We start from the raw sequence: 22,677 nt of genomic DNA, 5'->3' as shown, positions 1-22,677 counted from the left end.
ATTAATTTAATTATGATGTGGTGAAATAGCATGTGTTTTCATCAAAAATGATATATCACTTGACTAAAGAATCTTTTTTAAAGATAATAGGAGAGGAATAAACTACATTAAAGGGTAGGTTGCTTTTACCTTTTTATAGAAAGTATTTGCATAAGATAGCAGAATGACAAGACATTCTGTGTTTTTGTTATGTGCTTATAAATATATTTCTGCAAGAAGGAGAATCCTGGATGCGGATAGCGAAATTTATACGAAAAATCACTCCGCCACTATTACCTCGCACCATTCTTTCTCGTTCCTCATTAATTGATGTATTGCAAGACGCTCACTCATCAGCCGATAATGTTCACCCCTCTATCTGTAAAATGCTTCTTCTCTGTGCTCCAGCTGGCTATGGCAAGACAACATTACTGGCAGATTTTATTCAGAAAAGCCAGGCTCAGGCTAGCTGGTACTTTCTCGATCATTCAGATACGAATCTTGTAACCTTTATTGAAACGTTGATTGCCAGCATTCAACAGGTTATCCCTGCTTTTGCCGCATCTTTAGGCGCGGATTATATCCAGCATTTGGCACAGGCGGCCGCTGATCCGGTCACCTTTGAACAGTTGATACAGCAATTCCTGGCTCTGTTGGAGACCGACTTACCAGCTCGCTTCATTCTCTGTTTATGCAACTACCATGAAATAAATGATCATGAGCCAATTCAAAATTTTATGAATATGCTTATTGCCCATCTGCCTACGGATTGCATACTGTGTATTGAGAGTCGCGCTACGCCCTCGATTCATTTAGCTCCTTTACTCACACAAAACCAGCTCGTAGGACTCGGTAATCAGGCATTGCGCTTCTCTGCTGAGGAAATCTATGCCTTGTTCAGCTTGCGGCAACAGGTGCCGCTGCTCACAGATATAGCCGATGCCGAAAAGCTGACGCAATTATTTGAAGGCTGGATTGTTGGCATTCTGCTCTCTACACAAATGAATGATTATTTTCTCACAGCATACACAAATGTTGGTGATGGTCCCTGGATCAATTCGACTTTACAGGTAAGCTATCATAATTTGCGCTCTTATATCTATAATGATATTTTTAAACATGAGGCAGAGGCTTATGCCTTTCTACTCCATTGCTCGGTCTTAACAGAATTGTCTATCCCTGCTTGCAATGCGCTACTAGAGAGCGAGACTGCTGATGCGCTTCTCACGTATATAGAGAATCGTGGTCTCTTTGTGAAGCGTGTCAATAAAGAGCATGGACAGCGCACATATAGTCTTCATCCAGTGTTGCGCGAATTGCTCTACACAGAGCTAGCCCAAAAACAGCCCGATGCCTGTCGCGAGCTGCAGTATAGAGCCGCGCTCTATTTCTATGCCCTTCATGAGTACGATCAAGCATTTCAGCATGCCCTCCAGACTTCCGCGGAAGATTTTCTGATTGAGATTATTCTCTCTTTTTCGGAACGGATGCCGCAGGATAGCAATTCGCAAACAAAAATGATGCAGTGGCTCGATCAACTGCCCTCCTCGTTACTAGAAAATAACCCTAATCTTTTGCTGTTACGGGCAACACTCTATATTTCTCAGTATGAAAGTCCACAGGCAGCTCCTTTGCTAGAGAAAGCCTATCAACTCCTGCAGCAAACATCTCAAGGCCAGGATGAGGTCACAATGACCTTGTTAGCCAGAATTCAGTATGCGAGAAGCAATATTCTGTTTAAAAATGGTAATTATGAAGGATCTCAGCAACTCTGCAAAGAGGCCCTGGCTCTGATGCCTATCGACGAAACTGCTTTTCGCATCAAGACACATATCCGTTTTGGTGACTGCGCGATGGTCCTGGGAAAGTGTTCAGAGGCTATTACCCAGCTGCAACACGCTTTACAGCTTTGTGGTCATAATACCGTTACGCCACAAACAGCCCATATTCATACCAGCCTGGCTAATGCGTATACTCTGATCAGTAAAAATGCTCTGGCTGAACATCATCGTACCAGAGCCATTGCGATTTGTGAGCAATTGGGGGATTCGCGCACAAAAATTAATAATTTGATCTGGATTGGCATCATGAAGCGCGATAAAGGTGATCTGAGCGAAGCCTGTCGCATGTTCCAGGAGATTATAGAGGTCTCTCATCAACAACAATTTCTTAGTGGTGAAGCGTATGGCCTCTTTAATCTGGGTGGGGCATATACCGATGAAGGGCTCTATCAGCAGGCGCTCAAGGTTGTGGAGGATAGTCTGGCTAGCGCGCGTTTGCTTGAAGATGTTCGACTGATTAATTTTAACCTGTGCCAGTTGGCATTGATCTATCTCTCTATGGGTGATTTTGATACGGCGTTCTTTTTTATTGAACAAACTCATACAGAAGCAGCCGGACCAACGAGTGGCGAACAGATACAGTGCCGATTGGTGCTTGGTACACTCTATGTCTTGCAACAAAAGTATCAACAAGCTTATGATATCTTGTTCTTGCTTCAATCGTATTCTGAGGAGGCGGGACAAAAGCGCACGACACTTGAGTGTCTTGTTCGCCTGGCTGCCTGTCAACTGGCCCTTAAAAAGGAGACTGAGCTGGAGGAATCATGCATCAAGATCATCAATCTTGTGATGCAGGAGCGTTTGGAACAATTAGCTCAGCGTACGTTGCGCCCTTTTCCTGATGTCTGGAAGCGGCTCCAGCGGTATTTACAGTCAGGGAGTAAGGATAGTTGGAAAATGGCGCTTCCTCAAGAAGGGAAAAAAGAAGTTCCTGCCGCTGCACCTCTTGTTGTGTCTACAACGCAATCGGTATCAACCTCCCATACCCTCCAAATTATTGCTTTTGGTGAACCAGTGGTGATCGTTGATGGTACACCTGTCACACGTTGGCGCATGGCTCGTTCCATGGAATTGTGCTACTTTCTCTTGAATGTTGGACGATCGGTACGCAAAGAGCAGATTATTGAAGCGCTCTGGTCTTCTCCAGAAGACAATATTGACCAGACGTTAAGATCCTCTCTTTTCTATTTGCGTAAAGCTATTGGCGAGGCTTGCATTGTTTATAGGGGTGGCCTCTACACCTTGAATTTTAGTGCGCTCTATGGCGAGCATGTGAGCTACGATGTCGATCTGTTTCAGCAGAGCTTCGTTCAAGCTATGCAGGCCATTGAAGAAAAGCAAATGGAACAGGCCAGGGAGCTTTTGAATAAAACAGTTGCCCTCTACCAGGGAGATTATGTTCAATCGTTTTATAGCGATTGGTGTATTGGAAAACGCGATGAGCTCCGTCTCAAGTATATGCGTTCACGCCATGAACTCGCGTTAATCGCCTGGAACGATGGGGAAACAGACGAATGTGTTCAACACTGGCGCTATCTCTTGTCCATCGATAACTGTTCTGAAGAAGCACACTATGGATTGATGCGTTGCTATATGAGGCAGGGAAAGCGTGGATTGGCTATTCGTCAATATCAACGCTGCGTGGATATCCTCCATGAGGAATTAGATGTTCTTCCTGGTCCTGCTATTCAAAAATTCCATCAACGCCTGACCAGTATCAATTAATAAAACTCCTCCTGTAAACGCCACTGCTATCTCTCTACCCTCTATCCCTCAGATCTTCACTTGAGATTGCGAACTAAGCGCGAACACAATAAGCTCATGCGAACATGCAGTAAACGCCGCAAAAGTATGATTACTAACAGAGATTGATGATCAGTGCCGCTAAGAAATTTGCTTTGCTACTGACGCTAGCTTATCAAAAGAATGATAAATATTGGCAGTTTTACAGGAGGAAAAAACATGAACGCACAACAAACAAACGCCATCACAACGTTATCTCGGGTATCTCTGAACAAATGGTTGATCTTGATTGGTCTGTTCATTGGTGTCCTGGTATGCCTTGTTTTATTAGGAGTACATTTCGCATCTCATCTCCAATTGACATCACATACCCTCCATCTACTTGCCGATGGCGGGAACGATGTTACTGGCCCTATCGGTGGAGGAAACTAGTCGATATCGTCCTTTGAACGAACGGGTCTTCTCTCACAAAGGAATAGATTGTCTATAGAAGTCGGTACCAGTGTATTTCAGCGTCTAGATGAGTATCCTATCCCTATTTTAAGCAACAAGAATTTCTCAAGACCAGGGGCACATCCTTGAACATAAAGGATGTGCCCCTATCGATATTTTGAATAAAATTCTCTAAAGAGTACCATTGTTAGTGTCTCTGGCTGCTTGTATCTTTCATATGTTCAGTGTGTGGCTTGTCAGAAGTGGCTTCCTCTATTCCTTTGGAGATCAAAGGGCTTAATGTCTCTTGAATATGGAACTGGCGCGCTCCTATCAAATCCCAGGCACGCGCAATACCATAAAGATAAATGACTACAAACATGATTGCAAGATTATCCAGGATAGAAATATTCTGAGGCTCTATATTTAATCTTATGGCATAGAAGAGCTCAAAGCCAAACATGACAAGACTGGCGAGAATAAAAAAAATGTTATTCCATTTCTTCACCCAGCCCCCGGCCTCCCGAAGCAGGAATATTCCCATAATGATTGTGTTTATAAGTCCAATCACACTCATTATGAGCGCACTTCTGCCAATTGTTGCATGAGGCATAAGTGCTAACAATGAGATAACAAGAGGATTGAGTAATGCACTGTAGGAGCTGGCGGCTTGAACCTGACGCATCACTGAGATATTTTCAGCGCGAGTAATATCCGGTTTAATAGAAATGGCCACAAATATCAGACCAAAAAGCGTTGCACCAACGGTAGCCATGGTAGTAAAAAAGGTTATGTAATCTACTGGAACCATAGAATCATTGCGTCCTTTCCTATGGGCTTTTACCAGTCAACGGGTAGGCTATTGACTGGCAAAATACTGCTCAGAAATCGGTATCTATCCTGCACGAGCGGTAAAAAGAGCTTTTATAATAGTCATTCTGACTGAGAAGAAAGATATAATTTATAATGCTCAGGAAAAGTATACCAGATGGAGTGTGCGTTGCCCATCCATGTCTCTGCCTGTGCTCACATCGTGTATCGCCAGGTATTCTACCATCTGACCTGTCATTTACCACTATTATAGCAAGGATATATTCAGCAGGGCTATTTCATGTTCGTCCAGAGAATGTATATCTTTCAGGTGTGGAGTGTGTGGAGTGGGCGGCCGCAGCCGCCCGCTCCACACACTCCACACCCACAACCCGGCGCCGCAGGCGCCAAAGAGAAACATGAAATAGCCCTGTATATTCAGTTTGATCCCGCACTTTTTCCTGCTTTTCAGGTAGAATAGAGTCTATGAAGAAAAAACATAATGAGAAGAACTTACTATTGCCTTGACCTGTGCTTTCTGGCAATGATGGGATGGATTGAGCATTTGCCTTTGTCGTTTTGCTCATAGAAACAGGGAAAATGATGCCAATGAATAAAGAAATTAGCAATCAAGAACTTATCTTCGCAGCAAAAAGAACACTTGGCCGTATCAACCAATCAGAAGAGACTTTACAATCTCTGTACCTTCAGCCTGACCGCGCCATCTTCCTGGCTGAAAAGGAAGGTATCATTTTAAAAGTATATATGGAGGAGAAGACTCTTCGGTATGAGTATAATATTGCTCAAAAGGTCGCGGTCATCGGTGTCCCGATTCCCGAAATACTTGGCTTTGCTGCTGGCCAGCCTGGTGTTCTTGCGATGAAATATGTAAAAGGTTACCCATTGTCTTCACTCTATCCATTGGCCGCGCAATCTGCAGGTATGTATCTTCAGCGTGTCCATAATCTTGGTGCTCAGCCACCCTTCTCAGGTGGACAACAGCGGTGGGACGCGTTCATCTCCTGGTGGAGCAATTTGGAGGCCGAAAAAGTGAAAAGATTAGGTGTGCTTGCTCACAGGCATATCATGGCCTTCCAAAAATATTGTGAGGCACTTCAACCTCTTCTGGTACAGCGACCTGTTGTGCTGTTGCATGGTGATCTCCAGCCTGTACATATCCTGGTTGATCCTCAAACCGAACAGGTTCTTGCTTTTCTCGACTTCGCTGACGCTCAACCAGGAGATCCCCTGATGGATATCGCCGTCGCCACACTGTGGGACCATGAACTGGCTGATTTACTCCTGGAAGGATATAGCCGACTTGAGAACAATGAAGAAACAAAACAAATACTCTCCCTCTACCGCCTTTTGCGTCAGCTCGGCGAAATACCATGGTTACTAGAGAGAGGCTTCGAAGAATTAGCCGACAGAAATATCACAGCTCTTCAAACTTCCTTGCAGGCTTTAACGCAATAACTTATATTAAATGCAATACATGAGGAGTAGTATCAGGGATGAAGGTATTTATAGCAGGGGAGAACGTGCTTCTTCGTCCGCTTGAGATGGATGATCTGGAGGTGTTCTGGGCCTGGTTTGCTGACCGGGAGGTAACAAAATATTCAATGGGAACATGGTTGTTCCCCTGGTCGAAGTATGAAACGGAACTGTGGCTGAAACGGACTATCCAGGATAGAGAGTCACTCACCCTTGGCGTTGTAGAAAAAGAAGCTGGCCCGTTACTTGGATATGCAGGGATTACTTCAATAAGTCATATCAATCGTTCTAGTGAATACTACATTTTTCTGGGCGCAAAAAGCAGTTGGGGAAAAGGCTATGGAACAGAAGTGACACGCTTGATGGTCGACTATGGATTTGCGAGTTTGAATCTACATCGGATCATGCTTACCGTTTCAGCGCCGAACATTGGTGGTGTGAAAGCGTACACGAAAGCCGGGTTCCAGCAAGAAGGGATCTTGCATCAAGCATGTTACCGTGATGGTGCCTATCATGACAAGATTATTATGGCCATCCTGTACCCCGAGTGGGCGGCTAACCGTTCGCCTTAAGCGAATTGAACAGGCGTAATGCAATGAAGGCTAAGTATGCTTATAGTTCGACTATTCATGTTAAAGCGGTCATTTCTTCACGCTAATGGAAGAAATGACCGCTTCATACACAGGTGTTCCTTAAGATCTGGGCTGAAGGTTAGGGTCCGGTAAGCGTGCAACCGCCAATGTTGTTGTCCCACTCTTGCTGGAGCAGATAAGGATCGCCGTTGAAGTTGACATTGGAACCATCAGAGTTCACACTACCAAAGTTCCATGCGCACTTGTCGCCGATCTCCTGACCGCTGCTATCGGTCCACGCGTTGAGCAAGGGGTCGGTGGCCGCCTCCATCTGCTCATGTGAGGTCACATTGATGGTCTCATCGGCGGCCTGGTCCCCATTTGGTCCTTGTCCGCCATTGCAGCTAAAGCTGGCTGCGTAGGGCATTGCCGCGTAGATGGTGTTAGATCCAAAATAACTGTGATAGGCGCAGAAGGCATTGGAAGCACACTGGGACTGCGAACTATCAAAGCAGAGATCCTGACCAGCTTCGGTAAAGACAAAAAATATGTTATCTATGCTGGAGCTCCAACCATTGGCACTCTGAGCACGACTGACTTCGTTCTGGATATCGCTATCCAGCAATGGGCTTTCGGGATAAGCTGTGTTGTCGGTCCAGGAGCCTGCGAACTGTGTGTTGCTGGGAACATTGCCCGCTGAGTCCGTATACTGGGTGTTGTTGTTGTACAATCCTGAACCGTTGACGTCGCCGAAGTAGCGCTGGATCAAGCCTTGATATGTGGAAGAGACGTTACCTGTCGGCTCCCAGAAAATAGCGAAGACGTTTGTGGTTCCCCCCATCACGGGGCCACCGCCGTAGTTCAGGTTGTTGCCGCCAGCAAATTGCCTGGCTCCCAAATCTTTGTGTTTATTGCCGCGCATAAAAAAATGAACCTTGTGATGTTTTGCCAACTGGGATGCGGCTGAAGGCGTTGCTGCGGATGCGTTCAATGGCACGGCAGCAAGAAATGCTAACATGAGCATCGATAATACGAGGACTGAGAGTGCTCGTTTCTTCATGCAAACCTCCTCTGTATGACTTAACGAAAGGCACCAACGGTTATTGAGCTGTCACTATCTCAATGCTTTCTTTCCGCTGTTGAGGAGAGCATACCCTATAGAGATTGCAATTCACTTATTTCGAGCTTCATTCTGGCGTAATGGGATAGCGATATCGCTTCAGATGCTGGTCTATCATATATAAATAGCCTTGTATTTTTAAGTGATAATATGAGATTATAGAAAGAAGACGTGCTTATTACATAAGAAATATGCTTTCGTTATATAAGATATCTCACTTATATAAGGGAAAGATGGAAGCTGAAGTATAAATGTTCAGTAGGGGATTATAAGGTTGCAGGTATTTGTGTGACAAATCGAGGGAAAAGCGCAACAGTTAGAATTGAGCAACTCAGTAGAAATGAGATGAGAGATTGTGGGCCGTACTTTCTTCGGCCCACAATCTCATGCTGAGAACCGTACTTAGCATTTTCTGAACTTGACGCCTAGCATATTTGCGTCTGCTGGTGAGACGGTACGGTTCAGAGGGGTGACTACGAGGATGTCAACACCGGGTTCTGAGTAGAACCGTTTGACATTGTACTTTATCTTTTGTTGGTCGAAAGTCTTTAATAATGCTGGATGAACATCATTATGTTCCGCCAGTAGGAGTACGCTGGCCTGTTTCGCCTGTTTGACGGCATTGGCGTAGGCAGGGATGCGCACTATACTGTGACCGGCGACGGTGCGTGGATCAATGACCAGGATCGCAGCGTTGGTTTTAAAGACAATGAGATTTCCTACCCAGCCATTGCCCCATGCATAATGGATATGTTGCTGCTGCATATAAGAGATAATCGGGTCATCATTGACAGGAGCACTGACACAACCAGATGTTTGTAACGTGTCATTCGTATTTGCCTGTGTGTATGCATAGACCTGTGTGCTCAGGAATAGAAATAGCACAATCGCAATTCCCACCTGTATTAGAAGCGAGTATCGTGGACGCACAACCATAGCTGGCTGTGTTTGATTTCCCTGATAGTCTGGTTGCCGGTTAACTCCTTGCAGTAAAAGCATAATTGTGGTTAATGCGGTTGCGTACAAGAAAGGGAGAATCAGCATCAAAGGTGTTGAATAGCGTCCCGCTCCATCGATAGGCCCACATTGCCCTCCAATGCCAACGATTGGAGCGCTAGAAGCGCAGAAAATAAAAGCAGCGCAAGCTCCAAAGATCAAGGGCAGGGTCGCGAGTTGACGTATATATACCAGGACCGGCTGGGGCCAGAGCAATGAGAGCGCGATCCCTATTACGGCCATAAACAGGCAAAAAACACCGGCAATCAACGCTGGCGTCATTAAGTGTGGCTGAGCAATGGTTACATTGCCACCGGTTGGTAATGCTCCACCAATGACGCGCAGTGAAGAACATGTGCGATAAAGATGTTCCAACTGGTGAATGGTCGTCAGGCGATCGCCAGTTTTTGTTCCGCTACTGCCCAAAATATAAGTAATGTTTTCCCAGTTATGTTTAGCTCCCCAGTAGAGGCCCGGCGCGAACCCGATCAAAGCTCCTGGAATAGCACTGACGGCGAGCAGGAGGCCCATGAAGATGGAGCTATTTTGCGCGGCTGTACTCTTTTTTCGGTAGCGTGCCACTATTTCTAGCAGGCAGTATCCAGCTATCCAGATTATGGCGGCCAGAACTGCTATGACAATAAGGGGGTAGATCCAAAAGCCCAGGCCGATCAGAAAACCTATGCCGGCCCAGCGTAATGCAAGTTCTTTATAAGACGCACCTGCATGCCAGCGCTGTGTTAAGCGTAATGCTGAAAAAAGTAGCCATAGCATTACTATAAATGTTTCGATGTATCCGCCATAGGTACGAAGTTCTATCACCAGATCATAAAGGGGCGGAAATGTTGCGCACAGTGCGGCAATTGTCATGAACCATTGTTTCGCCCGGGGAGCTAAATGCGCGCTATCAGCCAGCGCTCCGGCTAATTTCCAGGTGAGCCAGACTACAATGAGCGAGAGTAAAATAGGCTCGGTACGCAGGGTCCATACAGATGCGCCGAAGAGAGCGAAAAGAGCAGCAATCAAGTAAGCTTCTAAGCTGCCCATGTAGGGCTGCCCATAGAAATAAATTGGATGTTCTCCACGTAAAATATGTTCTGCTTGAATACCCACCAGGGCTTCATCACCTTCAACTACTCCATGATTATGGATAATGAACCACACCCGTATAATCAAGGTGCACAGCAGACATATCAATAAGGGAGTATGTATCCATATTTGTGAGAGGGAGAACTTTGCGCTGAAGTTTCGCAGCGAAGAGCTTGTTTTTTGCGCAGGGTCTAGCGTCACAGTAGCAGATTTCATACCCATCTGTACTTAATCTCCTGGTACTCATTGTGTTTAAATAGTGAAATATAGATTTTTTGACGTATGAAATACTGTTTTGAATTTATTATTGCTCTGGCCTAAATAAATATAGCAACAGCAAAGTTAGTCTAATTTATAGATGTGATTATGTCAATAAAAACAATACTTTTGGATAGTTTAAGATGTACATTATTTCAAGTGCGGAGTGTGTGGTGGGTGGCCGCGGCCTCCTGCCTCTTGCAAACATGGGTATTACCAGCAAAAGATAAGGAGTCCATTATTTCAGGTGTGTAGTGTGTGGTGGGCGGCCGCGGCCACCCACCACACACTCCGCACTCCCAACCCGGCGCCGTAGGCGCCCAAGAGGAAAAGTAAAAAGCCCTGAGAGTGTAGTCATGTAAAGTTGTCCATTAAAAAGTGGAATGTTATAATTGGGTCGCCTCTAGTTTTAAGCATAACATCGCTATGTATTAATTTAAACCAATTAATAACTATGCAGGCGCATTGAAAAAAAGAGAGAAGAGGCCAACAACGAGCACTGCGGTTAGCGCGGGTGATCGGCGTGCTAGCTTTGCTCGATGAGGTGGCGATAGCTCTGGATGAAGTGGGCTCTTTCTCGCGATGGCAGTCCGACCCAGCCTTGCTCTTTGGCGTATTGCCAGGCCCAGTGATAAACAGGCATGAATTTAGGAGGATAGTTATTTGATGAGTACTGCCTCATCCTCAGAAAGAGTTGCATCTGTCCCTGATAGTGGAAAGTATTTGAAGCGTCATCTTGCCTTGCGGTCTGTACTTATCTCGTGGGAAATGTACTTGATTGTCATTGTTGCAGCCTTCCTGCGCTTCTACCAGTTGAATACGACTGAATTTGACGATGATCAAGGCGTTATCTTTCATATGGCCCGTTATGCTGTTACGCATGGATTGATCCCTGCTACGACTAATAGAGCATCAATCGGCATTATTAATCCACCAGCTACAATCTATTTGTTGATGATCCCGGCGGCTGTCAGCAGTGATCCGTTAGCGGGCGTTTTCATGACGGCGTTTTTAATGGTGGTCTCAGTGCTATTAACATATCTTTTTGTCCGCCGTTATTATGGTCGGGTGGCTGCGACCATCGCTGCGCTCAGTTATGCTACCCTCTTTCGCGCCGTTGTTTACTCGCGTTTTATGTGGGATCAGAATTTTCTGCCCTTTTTTATTGTGCTCTTCTTTATGGCGCTTTTCAGTGGGATCATTGACCGTAAGAAGGGCTGGTTTTTATCTGCCCTCATTCTGCTGGGAATACTCGTACAACTGCATGCCAGCACTATACTCTTACTGGTACCTCTGGCCCTGGCATACATATTTGCTCCAGGTACGATTCGTAAACGCGATTATCTCTTTGGGGGATTGGCTTTATTCCTCCTTTACTTTCCCTATTTCGCCAATGAGGTTAAGATCCACTTTAGCGATATAATTGCGTATTTGCATGCACCTAAAAAGACTGTGCTGGATATGGAGGCTTTGCAGTTCTATCAAGCCTTCCTCAATCCCTATAAGCTGCTGTCAGAACAGTATCCCTTGCACTGGCGGGTGGTGCCATTCATTGGACAACCATCGCTGCTCTGGCAACTTTCCCCTTATCTGAGCTGGTCGAGTATCCTGTTGGAGCTACTTATTGTTATCAGTATGGTCGCTCTCCTGGTGCTGGCGTTTAAGCCCGCTAGCCGAGGAACTGCCGGGCAAGAAAGTCGGACAGGCTTATGGGGCAAGGCTCTGTTTTATTGGAATCAATTACGGGGCTCACCTTATCGTTGCGCTCTGCTTGTACTGCTGGCATGGCAAATTGTTCCCCTGCTGTATCTTATGCGCCACTCGATGCAGCTCTATCTGCACTATATTATCTTTTTTATGCCCGGTCCTTTTATCCTGTTGGGCATCTTCATCAGACAAGTGATCATCTGGTTTGAGGCGCGCAGCTCGCGTGTGCTTAAGCATACTGTGACCTACGGGCTTTATACCCTGATCTTATTGATTGTGCTTGCGCAATGCATTGGGACCACCGCTGGCGTGCTGGATCTTGATCAAGGCCACTATAGTGATGGTGCTCCGGTCAATAACTTCTATAATGATCTGCGTTCGTTGCGCAACGCTGTCACTGCTGCCGACCAGCTTGCTCTCGAAAACCATATTAGCCGCGTCTATATCTCAGCCGATTGGCCGACCCAGTCCGCACTGGGCTTTTTAAGCACTCAGATGCATACACCTGTTACGTTATTTCAGGATAATGGTTGTGCTGCCCTGCCGGCTTCTAACGCGGGTCCGGCGGTACTGCTGATGGGCCCTTATCCCTCTTTTGCTGACACGTTGGTGCAGCGCTTTACTACTGCTACTCTGGTCAGCAAACCTGCTCGTGCTGGTGGGTCGCCTTTTCGACTCTACATTATCAATACAAAAGCTGCCCCGTCCGCCTCAACGAATAGGCTTGGTCAGGATTTGCAATGGCTGGGTATGGCGGGGGGACTGGTTCAATATAAACAAAGCTCATGGCAGGTGAGCCAGTGGACTCTACTGCGTTCCGCTCAGCCAGATTATCGTACTGTTTATTCTTACACTCTGACCCAGAGCATTGATGGTCAGAATGTAAAGCAGGAATGTGCTTTTTCGGCTCTGCATGCAGGAGATCAGATTCTGGTGCCTTTTCAACAAAAGAAAGCAGCGCAGGTATCATCCAAAGGTGCTGGACTTGCCTCAACGATGGATATACAGGCAGCATCCTATCAGGTCCAGCCGTACACTTTTCAGGTGGGTCCCTTAAAGTTTCTGACCTTTGAAGATATCGACACACCTGTCAGGCAACTCACGACGCCCGCTGGGAAGAATGCCCTTGCTATACCTACGGCTAGTTTGGCCAGCCCTAAAAAAGGTAAGTAGATGGTCTGGGCAGCAGGGTGCATGTCAAGGTAGCTTTTGCGTCTTAAAAGAAACTATTTTTGCGCTGAAATGACTCCTCTTCATGCCACCCTACAAGCGGCGCGAGGCGGTTTCTAGTGCAGGAAGGCAAGCACATGAATCAACACGTATGCTATTGTCTCCACTGCGGGGCTGAGAATGCCTCAACAGATGAGGTCTGCCACGCCTGTCACGTGTCGCTGAGTGCAGCGGGTGGCGTGAGCAGCGAACCACTTGCGAAAACAAAACCACCATCCCCAGTCCCTCAAGCAGGACGTGGAACTAAGATATCGCGCCGCCGCATGTTGCAAGGGCTGGGCGTTGGCTCTCTTGCCCTGGCGGCCATTGCCGCGCTTAGAGGCTACATCTGGCTTACCACTCCCCGATATTATGGGTTGCCGGCAGTACACATCATACCCATTGCCACGCCGGGTGCCGATTACATTTATCGGGGACATAGCGCCGCCGTTACGACGGTGTCCTGGTCGCCTGATGGTCACTACCTTGCTTCAGGTAGCGCAGATAAGACGGTACAGGTCTGGCAAGCTACCAACGGGGCCCTGCGCTATACCTTTGTCGGCCATACCTCTCCGGTAACTGCGCTCGCCTGGAACGTACAGAGCACCTATATTACCTCGGCTGGTGATGGGGATGGCAAGGTCTGGGTCTGGAATGCGTTACGGGACGAGCAAGATGCGGGCCACATGGGACAACAGGGGAGGGTGCGCTCCCTGGCCTGGCCAGATCCATATATCACCAGCAGGACCTCTCCCGTGAATGTGATCATTTCTGGCGCTGAGGATGGCACTGTGCAGGTCTGGGATGCCGAGAGCGGGAAGACCACAGCAACCTATACCAGGCATGGTGGTGTTAGAGCACTTCTCTCCTCCTCCCCAGATCGTGTGTTGTTGGCCGGGGATGACCATACTATTCATAATTGGGAGATCTTTGTGGACAAGAAAGCCTCTCCTACTCCTGCGACCTATGAGGGACATACTGGCGCGATCAATGCCCTCACATGGATCGATGAGAATAACATCTTTGCCTCGGCTAGCGATGATGGCACTGTCCGTGTCTGGTCTGCCACGAGCAACCGGCCTTCTGCCTCGCCCACACTTACCTATCGCGGCCACAAAGGCAGCGTCTATACTGTGGTAGCTTACAAAGGGCTGATTATCTCAGGCGGACAGGACCATAGCGTACAGCTCTGGCGCTTTGACACTGGCAAACTGCTCTACACGTATACTGGTCATAAGGGGCCCATTCGCTCACTCGCGGTGGTAAAGCCGCATGATAATGCATCTTATGTCTACACGCCCGTACCGTTTGTGGCCTCGGCCAGCGATGATGGGACTGTTCATGTCTGGCGTATCCCCGAGAAGGTCCTCGCCTCAGGAGGCTTCTATAGATAGACATATTTATACTTTAAATGAAAAGAAGGATCTGTATGAGTAAGCGAACCTGGACCTATATACCTGCTCCAATTAATGTAGTAAAACGTATGCAAGCATAGCCCTACACCTTTTGTTGTTGCTGCTTCATCCTCAATCGCCTCAAAGCCGAAGCTTTTTTGGTCTTCCATCAAGTCCACAGCCAATTTTGCGTCTTCGTCCGAGCCAGTGCCGCCGACGGCTTGATCCATGAGCCCGATCAAGCGAAGGGCTTCGTCTAAGATATTCAAACTGGCATTATGATCACGATCCTGGGGAACGTGATGATAGGCACAGTCCGCATTTTGACAGACAAACAGACGATCCGACAGGTCCATGTCCTCCCATCTCCACCCACACCCATGACAGGTTTTTGACGACGGAAAGAAGCGCCCCACCTTCACCACCTGTCCACCACGCTGCTCCACCTTGCTGGTGAGCAGTGACAACAACGTCCCAAGCGCTGCGTCGGATAACGAGCGGGCCAGGCAGCGATTCTTGAGCATCCCTTTGAGGTTGAGGTCTTCGATCCCGATGATCCCATAACAGGTTGCGAGATGGGTGCTCACTTTGTGCAACAGATCCTGGCGCAAACAGGTGATGCGGTAATGCAGTCGTGCCACCTGCCGACGCGCTTTCTCACGATTCTTGGAACCTTGAACACGACGGTGCAGCCGTTTGTTGGCCTGACGGAGCTTGTGGAGCGACGCTTTAAGGAATGCTTGGTTCTCGTATCCCTCTGCGGTACTTAACGTGACCAGTCGGTTCAAGCCGTCGGCATCGACGTCGGCTGCTGCTCGCTTGAAAGATGGCTCCTGGGGAATCTCGACCGTGATGCTGATGAACTACCAATCAGCGGTTTTGCTCATGCGCGCCCCCATAATTTTTCCGTGGAAACGCAGATTCTCCGCCATATTGACCCATCCGAGCTTGGGCACCCAGACGCGATGATCGCCTAGTTCCAGTTGATCATTGGCCAGATAAAAGCTCGCTTTACTGCGCTTTTTGCTTTTGAAGCGGGGAGAGCCGGTGCGTTTGCCCGTCTTGAGGCCTTCAAAGAAAGCAGTAAAGGCCTTGCCCAGATCAAGAAAGGGCTGATCGGAGGCGTTTTTGGTCACCTCCCAGGTCCAGGGAAACTGCACACGCCTGATCGCATTGAACTGTTTCTTGAGTTTCAAGGCAGTGGGAGTGTCGCCCGCTTCAACCTGCCGCTTCCACTCAGCCAGCGCCCAATTCCAGCAAAAACGGCTGACGCCAGCCGCTCTGGCGAAATAGGCCTGTTGTTCCGCTGTTGGATGCAAACGGATTTTATGTGCTCGAATCATCCCCTCTCCCCCTGGACACATCAAGAGCCTGTCATGCAACGTATATTAGAACATATTTTCTTGGCTGTCAAGCCCCACGACATGTCTGCTCTTTTCCATACAGACTTTACAAGCCCCCAGGCCACCCACTAATCCATGACGATTTTATCGCGATGCTTATACGCCCACTTCTCGAAGGTCGCCAGCGGTATGCCGGCAGTACCGAGATGGCAAGATGAGCAAGAGAGAAGAAGTTTTTTTGAGTTCCGCGTGATACGCTTTCATCAAAATGAAGCACGAGACTGATGGGAAAGAGCCGGCCGGTGTTACTGCCTTTCCCCATCACTGAACAATCGAAAGGGACGCCATTGATGAACGAACCAGTTACGAAAATTGATCCCCGCTTCAGCGATCCAGATGCCGTTGCCACGCCATGGAACGAGACGCGCCGGGTGCTCGAAACGGCCGAGCTATTCTGGATCTCGACGGTCCGGGCTGATGGTCGACCACACGTCTCTCCACTGGTTGCTGTGTGGCTTGATGGGGCCATCCACTTCTCTACCGGCGCTAGCGAGCAGAAGGCTATGAACCTGCGTGAGAATCCGCACGTGATTCTGACGACCGGCTGCAACCAATGGCAAGCAGGGCTAGATGTTGTGGTCGAGGGTGATGCCGTCCAAATCACTGATAATGATATGCTTGAGCGCCTCGCCGAGGCATGGACCACCAAATGGGACGGACAATGGCAATTTGAGGCGCGCGATGGAGGTTTTTACCATAAAAGTGGTGGGATGGCCCTCGTGTTTTCGGTAGCGCCCATCAAGATCCTTGCGTTCGCCAAGGGTAACTTCAGCCATACACGTTATCAGTTCTGAATTTATTGCTATAAGTTTAAGCGGTTTCACAAAACGTTTTGTTAATACACGGAGGCCAACGATCTATAATTGTCGTGCTTGCATCCCTACTATAGAATACGAATCGGTTTGCGCGGATGGGGAGGGTATACAAATATTCTACTCATCTGTTTGAACAGATCGATCCAGACAACGCTGATGTGGGACGAGAGCTCATTGTTATTGAGCTCTTTCCTATGTGGGTATGGGCTCCCAACTCTCTCTGGAAAGTAGAAGAGGAGAAAAGACGACCATGGCGATCCTTCGAGACAATGGTTCCCAAAAAGAAACGCGTCAAACGGATGTGGTCATTATTGGCGGGGGATTGGCAGGGCTGAGCGCGGCTCGAAAGCTTACTGCTCATGGCAAAGATGTGCTGGTTTTGGAAGCCACAGATCGCGTTGGCGGGCGTACCTATACTGTACAAAGTGTTTCTGGCGTCCCTATTGATATGGGAGGACAGTGGATAGGGCCAACTCAGATCAACATTGTTCGGCTTGCCGCTGAGTTTGGCATTGCGACCTTCCCTTCTTACGATACGGGTCAAACGGTTGGCTACCATCAGGGACAGCGGTTTCTCTATCCTGGTTTGATTCCTACGGTCGATCCTGCGTCAACTCAAGAGATCAACCAGGCCATCCAGCAGCTTGACGAGATGGCTTTGCAGGTGCCTTTAGATTCCCCCTGGCTGGCGGAGCAAGCTGCTTTGTGGGATGGGCAAACGGCCGCGAGTTGGCTATCTGCGACGGTCACCTCTCTTATCGCACGTGAATGGTTGACGGCCTTTCTGTTTGAAAACGTCTTTTCGGCTGCGCCACAGAGTCTTTCTCTGCTGCATGTCCTGTTTTACATTCATTCCAGTGGCGGCGTACAGACATTGCTCGCCACCACCGGGGGAGCACAGGATCGGCGTTTCCGGAGAGGAGCACAACAGGTAGCGCTGGCGCTCGCTGGTGAGTTAGGCATGCGTGTTTTGCTCAATCAACCCGTGCGCACTGTTATACAGCAGCCGCAAGGGGTTGAGATTCACAGTGATCGGTTGATCGTCAAGGCGCATCATGCCATCGTCGCACTTGCCCCTACCCTGGCCGGTCGTTTGTGGTATCAACCGGCTTTGCCGGGCCGCAGAGATCACCTGACACAGCAGTTTCCGATGGCGGCAGTGATCAAAGTACATTGTATCTATGATCGGCCTTTCTGGCGCGAGGAAGGGCTCTCAGGTCTGGCTATTGGTACACCCGGGGCACTGAGTGCGGTGCTTGATAATTCCCCCGAAGATGGCAAGCAAGGCGTGCTTGTGGGCTTTGTCCACGGAGATAAAGCGTTACTGTGGAGCACAAGAAGTGCCGAAGAACGACGCGCGGAGCTATTGAACTGTTTCAGCCGTTTCTTTGGCCCACAAGCCGGCCAGCCAAAAGAATACCTGGAGCAGTCCTGGATCGAGGAGCCATTTATTCGTGGTGGTTATGTTGGCTACCTGCCACCAGGCGCATGGACCAGTTGTGGCGAAGAACTCCGTAAACCCGTGGATCGTATCCACTGGGCTGGAACTGAGACTGCGACCGTTTGGAATGGCTACATGGATGGAGCAGTGCAGTCAGGCGAACGCGCTGCCGCCGAGATCCTCGCTGACGTTCACTGAACACATGAGCACATATTACACTTCTTCCGGCGGGAGATCAGCTCTGTTCGCACCTATCATTCCTGCCATCAAGCCAAGCAAAAAGCCAGCAAAAAAAATAATGAAGGGCGCGAAAAAATAGATACTTCCAAACAATGCCTGCCCACGGACCGCGTTCCCTGGCACCCTACTCATTGGGGTACCGAGTTGGGTGCCCACTATGCGCACAAGCCACAGCATACCAATAGCAACCATGCTCATCCATAGACCTGCTATCGTTCCTATATTCATATCCCCCGTTTTCTTTGCTGTGAAGAGCCCCACGCGCCAAAAACCAAAACATAAAAAGGCCAGGACTGCCAGAAAGAGGAAGAGCACCACTAGCAAGATACCGAGATCCATGGTAGGGCCCTGCGTCGGAAATATCCATCCAAACCAGAGCGCACAGTAGATATATAACGGCAAGCCGAAAACGAGCGCAAAAATCAGGCCAGTGATGCCAGCAGTAAGTACAGAAACAGGGCATAGATTCACTTTCTTTGGCATGGCATTTCCCTTTTACCTCCTGGCAACAAGGTTGCATGTTTGTGTTTCTTCACGTCGATACTAGAGAGTGTTTATGTAGTTTCCAAGTTTCTCCAGAGCTATCTTCCTTAAAGACGTTTCTTTTTGTTCTTCAATGGTCATTTCGGCCCAGGTTTTCTCTGATCCGCTGGGAATAAAAATGGGGTCCCAGCCAAAGCCGTTGTGTCCTCGAGGTATAGGAGAGATTGTGCCTTCCTTTGAATTGGCAAATGTATGTAGCGCTTGCCCATCATACAAACCAAACATGACCGCAGCCTCTGCGGATCGATCTGGATAGCCATCGAGTAACTGACATAATCCGCTCGTGCCCAACTCGCTGTAAAACCATTTGATGAGTGGCCCTGGTAATTTGCCCAGGGCGCAGAAGCGCAATGAGGTATCTTCTACCAGAACCGGAGACTGAACATATTTATAAGCCTCTTTCGCTTTCCACTCGATAATGGTGGCTAAATCAAGGGATTGAATTTCGGGGAGATCAATCTTCTTGTGGGTGACAGGAAAATCCAGATGCCAACCTACTTGTTTGGCTTTATCACTATTACCTGTAATAAATGTCAGCGTTTGCACTATCCTCAATCCTCGTTTCATCTGCGTTGCTCGCCTTATTAGTGCGGAAAGGATGACGTATTTCTAGCCCTACAATAGCAGATTACGTGCATGATTCGCAAGTCTTGCATTATTTGACTGGGCTTTTTACTGTTCGTCCAGAGAGCACAGGGAGATCATGAGCAAGCAATAAGAGGTCCATTCTTTCAGGTGTGGAGTGCGTGTGGTGGGCGGCCGCAGCTTCCTTCCTCCTGCAAACAGGGAGATCACGAGCAAGCGATACGATGGACCTTCTTTCAGGTGTAGAGTGTGTGGTGGGCGGCCGCCCACCACACACTCTACACTCCCCACCCGGCGCCGCAGGCGCCCAAGAGGAACATGAAAAAGCCCTATTATTTTGAGCATAGTAAGTTGTTGAAAGGCATTTGTTTTATATGCATTTTTGTATTTTCTATAATTTATAGGAAATAAAAAGATTTTCGTGTAATTTGCTAATAATAATTAATTATGTTATACTAAAATCAAGAAAAGGAGTCAAACCCTGGCTCTTTCTTCTACAGGAACAGCTTCGGCCCTTCCCTGCTTCTGCACTCTTCCCGTAAAGGCCACCGAACATCCCCTCTGTCGATGTGACGAGGAGCCGGGTATCCGATGATCAAAGACCTCACTTATACCTGGCTTACTACACTGAATTGAAGTATTTCTATGTCAACTGTAGTAAAGCATGTCAAATCAAGAAGGTAAAACATTATGTACCATCAACCCATAGGTCATCTTCCACCAGATGTGCAGATCGGACTGAAGTTCGAGTTGCTAGGCGGTCAGGCTGTTCTAGGTGTATCACAGGGAGATGCCGCTCCCACCCTTAATAACACGGGTTTTTTCCAGAATTTCTCGAATGGTTGGTCCATATTTTGGTCGCCAGTCACAGGTGCTCATGAAGTACATGGAGATATTCGTGCTAAGTGGGCAGAATTTAATTATGAGCGTGGTTTCCTGGGGTACCCGGTCAGCGATGAGACCGGAGCTCCAGATGGCATTGGACGTTACAATCATTTTCAAGGTGGTTCGATCTACTGGAGTCCATCCACAGGTGCTCATGAAGTACATGGAGACATTCGCGGGAAGTGGGCGGAACTTGGTTGGGAGCGAAGCTTCCTGGGATATCCGGTTACCGACGAGACTGGTGCTCCAGACGGGATAGGACGTTATAATCATTTCCAGGGCGGTTCGATCTACTGGAGCCCAAGCACAGGTGCCCATGAAGTACATGGAGACATTCGCGGGAAGTGGGCGGAACTTGGTTGGGAGCGTAGCTTCCTGGGATATCCTGTCAGTGATGAGCACGACTGCCCACCGGGCAGATGCAGCGATTTTCAGAACGGTACCATCTCCTGGACTCTTCAGGGCGGTTCCCAGGAACAACCACAGACATACGTTGTGGATGCACCTGATATCACCTTCGGGACAGGCATTGCCGCAGGTGGCAACGCGACGCTCACCCTGGCAAGCAATGGGGTTGTTACCTTCCGTGGACATTTACATGATAGCGGCCTCCCATCTTATGATTTTCTCGCGGTGTTTTCGGTCAAAGATAGTAATGGACAGTCAGCGTACACTGCTAGCCATGCAGGGAGATTACATGGCAGTGATGAGGCAGGGAGTCGGGATGGCGATTGGAATGAGACGATCAACAGTGATCTGGTGCGTCAGAACTGGCCTCTTGTCCGTGCTGGTTCAAGTGGCTGGAAGGTCGAGGTTACATCTGACTGGAGCCCTCAGAAGATTGCTGAAGATGTCCTATCCGTGGTTGGGACGACTGTTGGGATAGTTGCTCTGTTCATTTAATGCCCTTTGAAAATTCTCCTCGCTTCTGTCAGGACCTGTCAGGCTCTCTAGCAACAGTGAGGATGCGTGGCCCTCAATTAGCTTCTCCAGTTAGTTGAGGGCCACGCTATTTTTCTTCCCTCGCTTGCTTCCCATGAGCTCGTGAATGCTTGTTGGCTACCTCTCTCGCCTCTTATTTACTTAGCAAGGTGAACTCCACGAGAATGTGTAAGATCCTCTGTATCAAATCTCAAATTGCATCATGTGTACAGGCAACTTGTTAAGATTGCTTAACCTCATTAACCAAATAAACACTTCTTTGTCACTGCTTTCTATTGTTCTTGTATAGATAAAAATAATTATAATATTGAAGAGTTTTTATTAATCATTTTTATTTGTTTTATATGTGTTTTTGGTTATTCAACGTATGGATAGCACATATAAAAACTACTTGACAAGAGGGATTATGTCAAAACAGGTTTTTGCATTGGATGCGGCTGCAACACACCGTATCACGATCCATTGGACAACTGAAACTGATCCAGCTAGCGTATTGCTCAACGGTACGTTGTTGGGTACGTTGACTACAGGCCAGGAAAAAGTGGTCGGTAAAGATTTCGTTCTGCCCGATAATTCACCGCTGCACGTGCGATTCTTCAATGGGCAACCCCAGGCTTTCAGAGCGGGTGTAGCCCTCGCTCCTGTGTTTGATGAGGCTGATGTACCCATGGCTCAACGCAAACGCGGAGGGTGTTTAACTACCTGGCTGATTCTGAACCTGGTAGTGATGGTTGCCTTAACGCTGCTCTATTTTCTGGCCACCCTTGGCTCGCTGGTCAATAACAATACGGGCGTTTCGCCGTTGGCATTTTTCCTGTTAGCTGTAATGGGGATTGTTGGGATTGTGGGGATTAGTTTATTGTTGGCCTGGAAGAAGCTGGGATTTTATCTGGTCGCGGGCTATGTGCTCATCAGTATTGTGATCTCTTTGATCTTTGGACTTATCGATGGCAGAACTTTTACACCATTGATAGGGATTGTGGTCCTCTATTTCTGGCTCAATAGAAGTGGGGTGTGGGAAAAGCTTAGCTAGGCTTGCCTGAAAAAGGATCTGGCATTTCTTTCTTTTGTGGCCTGCAGCCTGCACATAAAAGCCTCCTGGATGAAGACTGATGCGTTCTTTCTTTCGCAGTCTCTTCCAGGAGGCTTTTTGTGACCTCATCCAGCAATTGCTGGTAT

At 48.0% G+C, this 22,677-nt stretch carries 15 protein-coding genes and 1 pseudogene; 10 read left to right on the top strand and 6 right to left on the bottom strand.

The window, feature by feature from the left end; all coding sequences use genetic code 11:
- The first annotated feature begins 230 nt into the window (after window positions 1–230).
- Together EL645_RS32210 and EL645_RS32205 are read left to right on the top strand one after the other, a co-directional pair.
- Window positions 231–3,545, top strand: coding sequence for an AfsR/SARP family transcriptional regulator (locus tag EL645_RS32210; protein ID WP_126556566.1), 3,315 nt, complete (start codon window positions 231–233; stop codon window positions 3,543–3,545).
- Between the two features lie 237 nt (window positions 3,546–3,782).
- Window positions 3,783–3,995 (top strand): hypothetical protein, encoded by a 213-nt coding sequence (locus EL645_RS32205; protein WP_126556565.1) that lies wholly within the window; start codon window positions 3,783–3,785, stop codon window positions 3,993–3,995.
- Between the two features lie 208 nt (window positions 3,996–4,203).
- On the opposite strand, the gene EL645_RS32200 is transcribed toward EL645_RS32205, so the two are convergent.
- The gene (locus EL645_RS32200; RefSeq protein ID WP_126556564.1) at window positions 4,204–4,806 is read right to left on the bottom strand and encodes a hypothetical protein; all 603 of its coding nucleotides are present in this window, start codon (window positions 4,804–4,806) and stop codon (window positions 4,204–4,206) included.
- Between the two features lie 608 nt (window positions 4,807–5,414).
- Between EL645_RS32200 and EL645_RS32195 the strand changes: the two genes are divergently transcribed.
- Together EL645_RS32195 and EL645_RS32190 are read left to right on the top strand one after the other, a co-directional pair.
- Window positions 5,415–6,281 carry an aminoglycoside phosphotransferase family protein gene (locus tag EL645_RS32195; protein WP_161977869.1) on the top strand — a complete coding sequence of 289 codons (867 nt, stop codon included), beginning with the start codon at window positions 5,415–5,417 and terminating at the stop codon, window positions 6,279–6,281.
- Between the two features lie 38 nt (window positions 6,282–6,319).
- Entirely contained in the window at window positions 6,320–6,871 is a 552-nt protein-coding gene (locus EL645_RS32190) for a GNAT family N-acetyltransferase (protein WP_126556562.1), read from the top strand.
- A 139-nt stretch (window positions 6,872–7,010) separates the two neighbouring features.
- On the opposite strand, the gene EL645_RS32185 is transcribed toward EL645_RS32190, so the two are convergent.
- On the bottom strand, window positions 7,011–7,931 hold the full coding sequence (locus tag EL645_RS32185; RefSeq protein ID WP_126556561.1) for a hypothetical protein: 921 nt from the start codon (window positions 7,929–7,931) through the stop codon (window positions 7,011–7,013).
- 462 nt (window positions 7,932–8,393) lie between these two features.
- On the bottom strand, window positions 8,394–10,298 hold the full coding sequence (locus tag EL645_RS32180) for a glycosyltransferase family protein (protein ID WP_136625328.1): 1,905 nt from the start codon (window positions 10,296–10,298) through the stop codon (window positions 8,394–8,396).
- An 810-nt stretch (window positions 10,299–11,108) separates the two neighbouring features.
- On the opposite strand from EL645_RS32180, the gene EL645_RS32175 reads away from it, so the two are divergent.
- Together EL645_RS32175 and EL645_RS32170 are read left to right on the top strand one after the other, a co-directional pair.
- A complete protein-coding gene (locus EL645_RS32175) occupies window positions 11,109–13,214 on the top strand; it encodes an ArnT family glycosyltransferase (RefSeq protein WP_161977868.1) in 2,106 nt (701 codons plus the stop codon).
- 134 nt (window positions 13,215–13,348) lie between these two features.
- Window positions 13,349–14,644 carry a WD40 repeat domain-containing protein gene (locus tag EL645_RS32170; protein ID WP_126556558.1) on the top strand — a complete coding sequence of 432 codons (1,296 nt, stop codon included), beginning with the start codon at window positions 13,349–13,351 and terminating at the stop codon, window positions 14,642–14,644.
- Between the two features lie 173 nt (window positions 14,645–14,817).
- Here EL645_RS32170 and EL645_RS32165 read toward each other — a convergent pair.
- Window positions 14,818–15,987, bottom strand: a pseudogene (locus EL645_RS32165) (RNA-guided endonuclease InsQ/TnpB family protein); the annotation flags it as partial.
- A gap of 350 nt (window positions 15,988–16,337) precedes the next feature.
- On the opposite strand from EL645_RS32165, the gene EL645_RS32160 reads away from it, so the two are divergent.
- Both EL645_RS32160 and EL645_RS32155 read left to right on the top strand, forming a co-directional pair.
- Window positions 16,338–16,841, top strand: coding sequence for a pyridoxamine 5'-phosphate oxidase family protein (locus EL645_RS32160; RefSeq protein WP_126557753.1), 504 nt, complete (start codon window positions 16,338–16,340; stop codon window positions 16,839–16,841).
- Window positions 16,842–17,112: 271 nt separating this feature from the next.
- Entirely contained in the window at window positions 17,113–18,501 is a 1,389-nt protein-coding gene (locus EL645_RS32155) for a flavin monoamine oxidase family protein (protein ID WP_161977867.1), read from the top strand.
- 15 nt (window positions 18,502–18,516) lie between these two features.
- Here EL645_RS32155 and EL645_RS32150 read toward each other — a convergent pair whose 3' ends face one another.
- Window positions 18,517–19,026: a hypothetical protein gene (locus tag EL645_RS32150; RefSeq protein WP_126556556.1), complete on the bottom strand. Its 510-nt coding sequence runs from the start codon at window positions 19,024–19,026 to the stop codon at window positions 18,517–18,519.
- Window positions 19,027–19,086: 60 nt separating this feature from the next.
- Window positions 19,087–19,632 (bottom strand): non-canonical purine NTP pyrophosphatase, encoded by a 546-nt coding sequence (locus EL645_RS32145; RefSeq protein WP_161977866.1) that lies wholly within the window; start codon window positions 19,630–19,632, stop codon window positions 19,087–19,089.
- Between the two features lie 729 nt (window positions 19,633–20,361).
- Here EL645_RS32145 and EL645_RS32140 point away from each other — a divergent pair.
- Together EL645_RS32140 and EL645_RS32135 are read left to right on the top strand one after the other, a co-directional pair.
- Window positions 20,362–21,459, top strand: a complete 1,098-nt coding sequence (locus tag EL645_RS32140; RefSeq protein ID WP_126556554.1) for an LGFP repeat-containing protein — start codon at window positions 20,362–20,364, stop codon at window positions 21,457–21,459.
- 445 nt (window positions 21,460–21,904) lie between these two features.
- Window positions 21,905–22,531: a hypothetical protein gene (locus EL645_RS32135; RefSeq protein WP_126556553.1), complete on the top strand. Its 627-nt coding sequence runs from the start codon at window positions 21,905–21,907 to the stop codon at window positions 22,529–22,531.
- Window positions 22,532–22,677: the final 146 nt, after the last annotated feature.

It is taken from the genome of Dictyobacter kobayashii, from assembly GCF_003967555.1.
Taxonomy (GTDB): Bacteria; Chloroflexota; Ktedonobacteria; order Ktedonobacterales; family Ktedonobacteraceae; genus Dictyobacter; species Dictyobacter kobayashii.
This window is presented reverse-complemented; position numbering and strand designations above follow the sequence as displayed.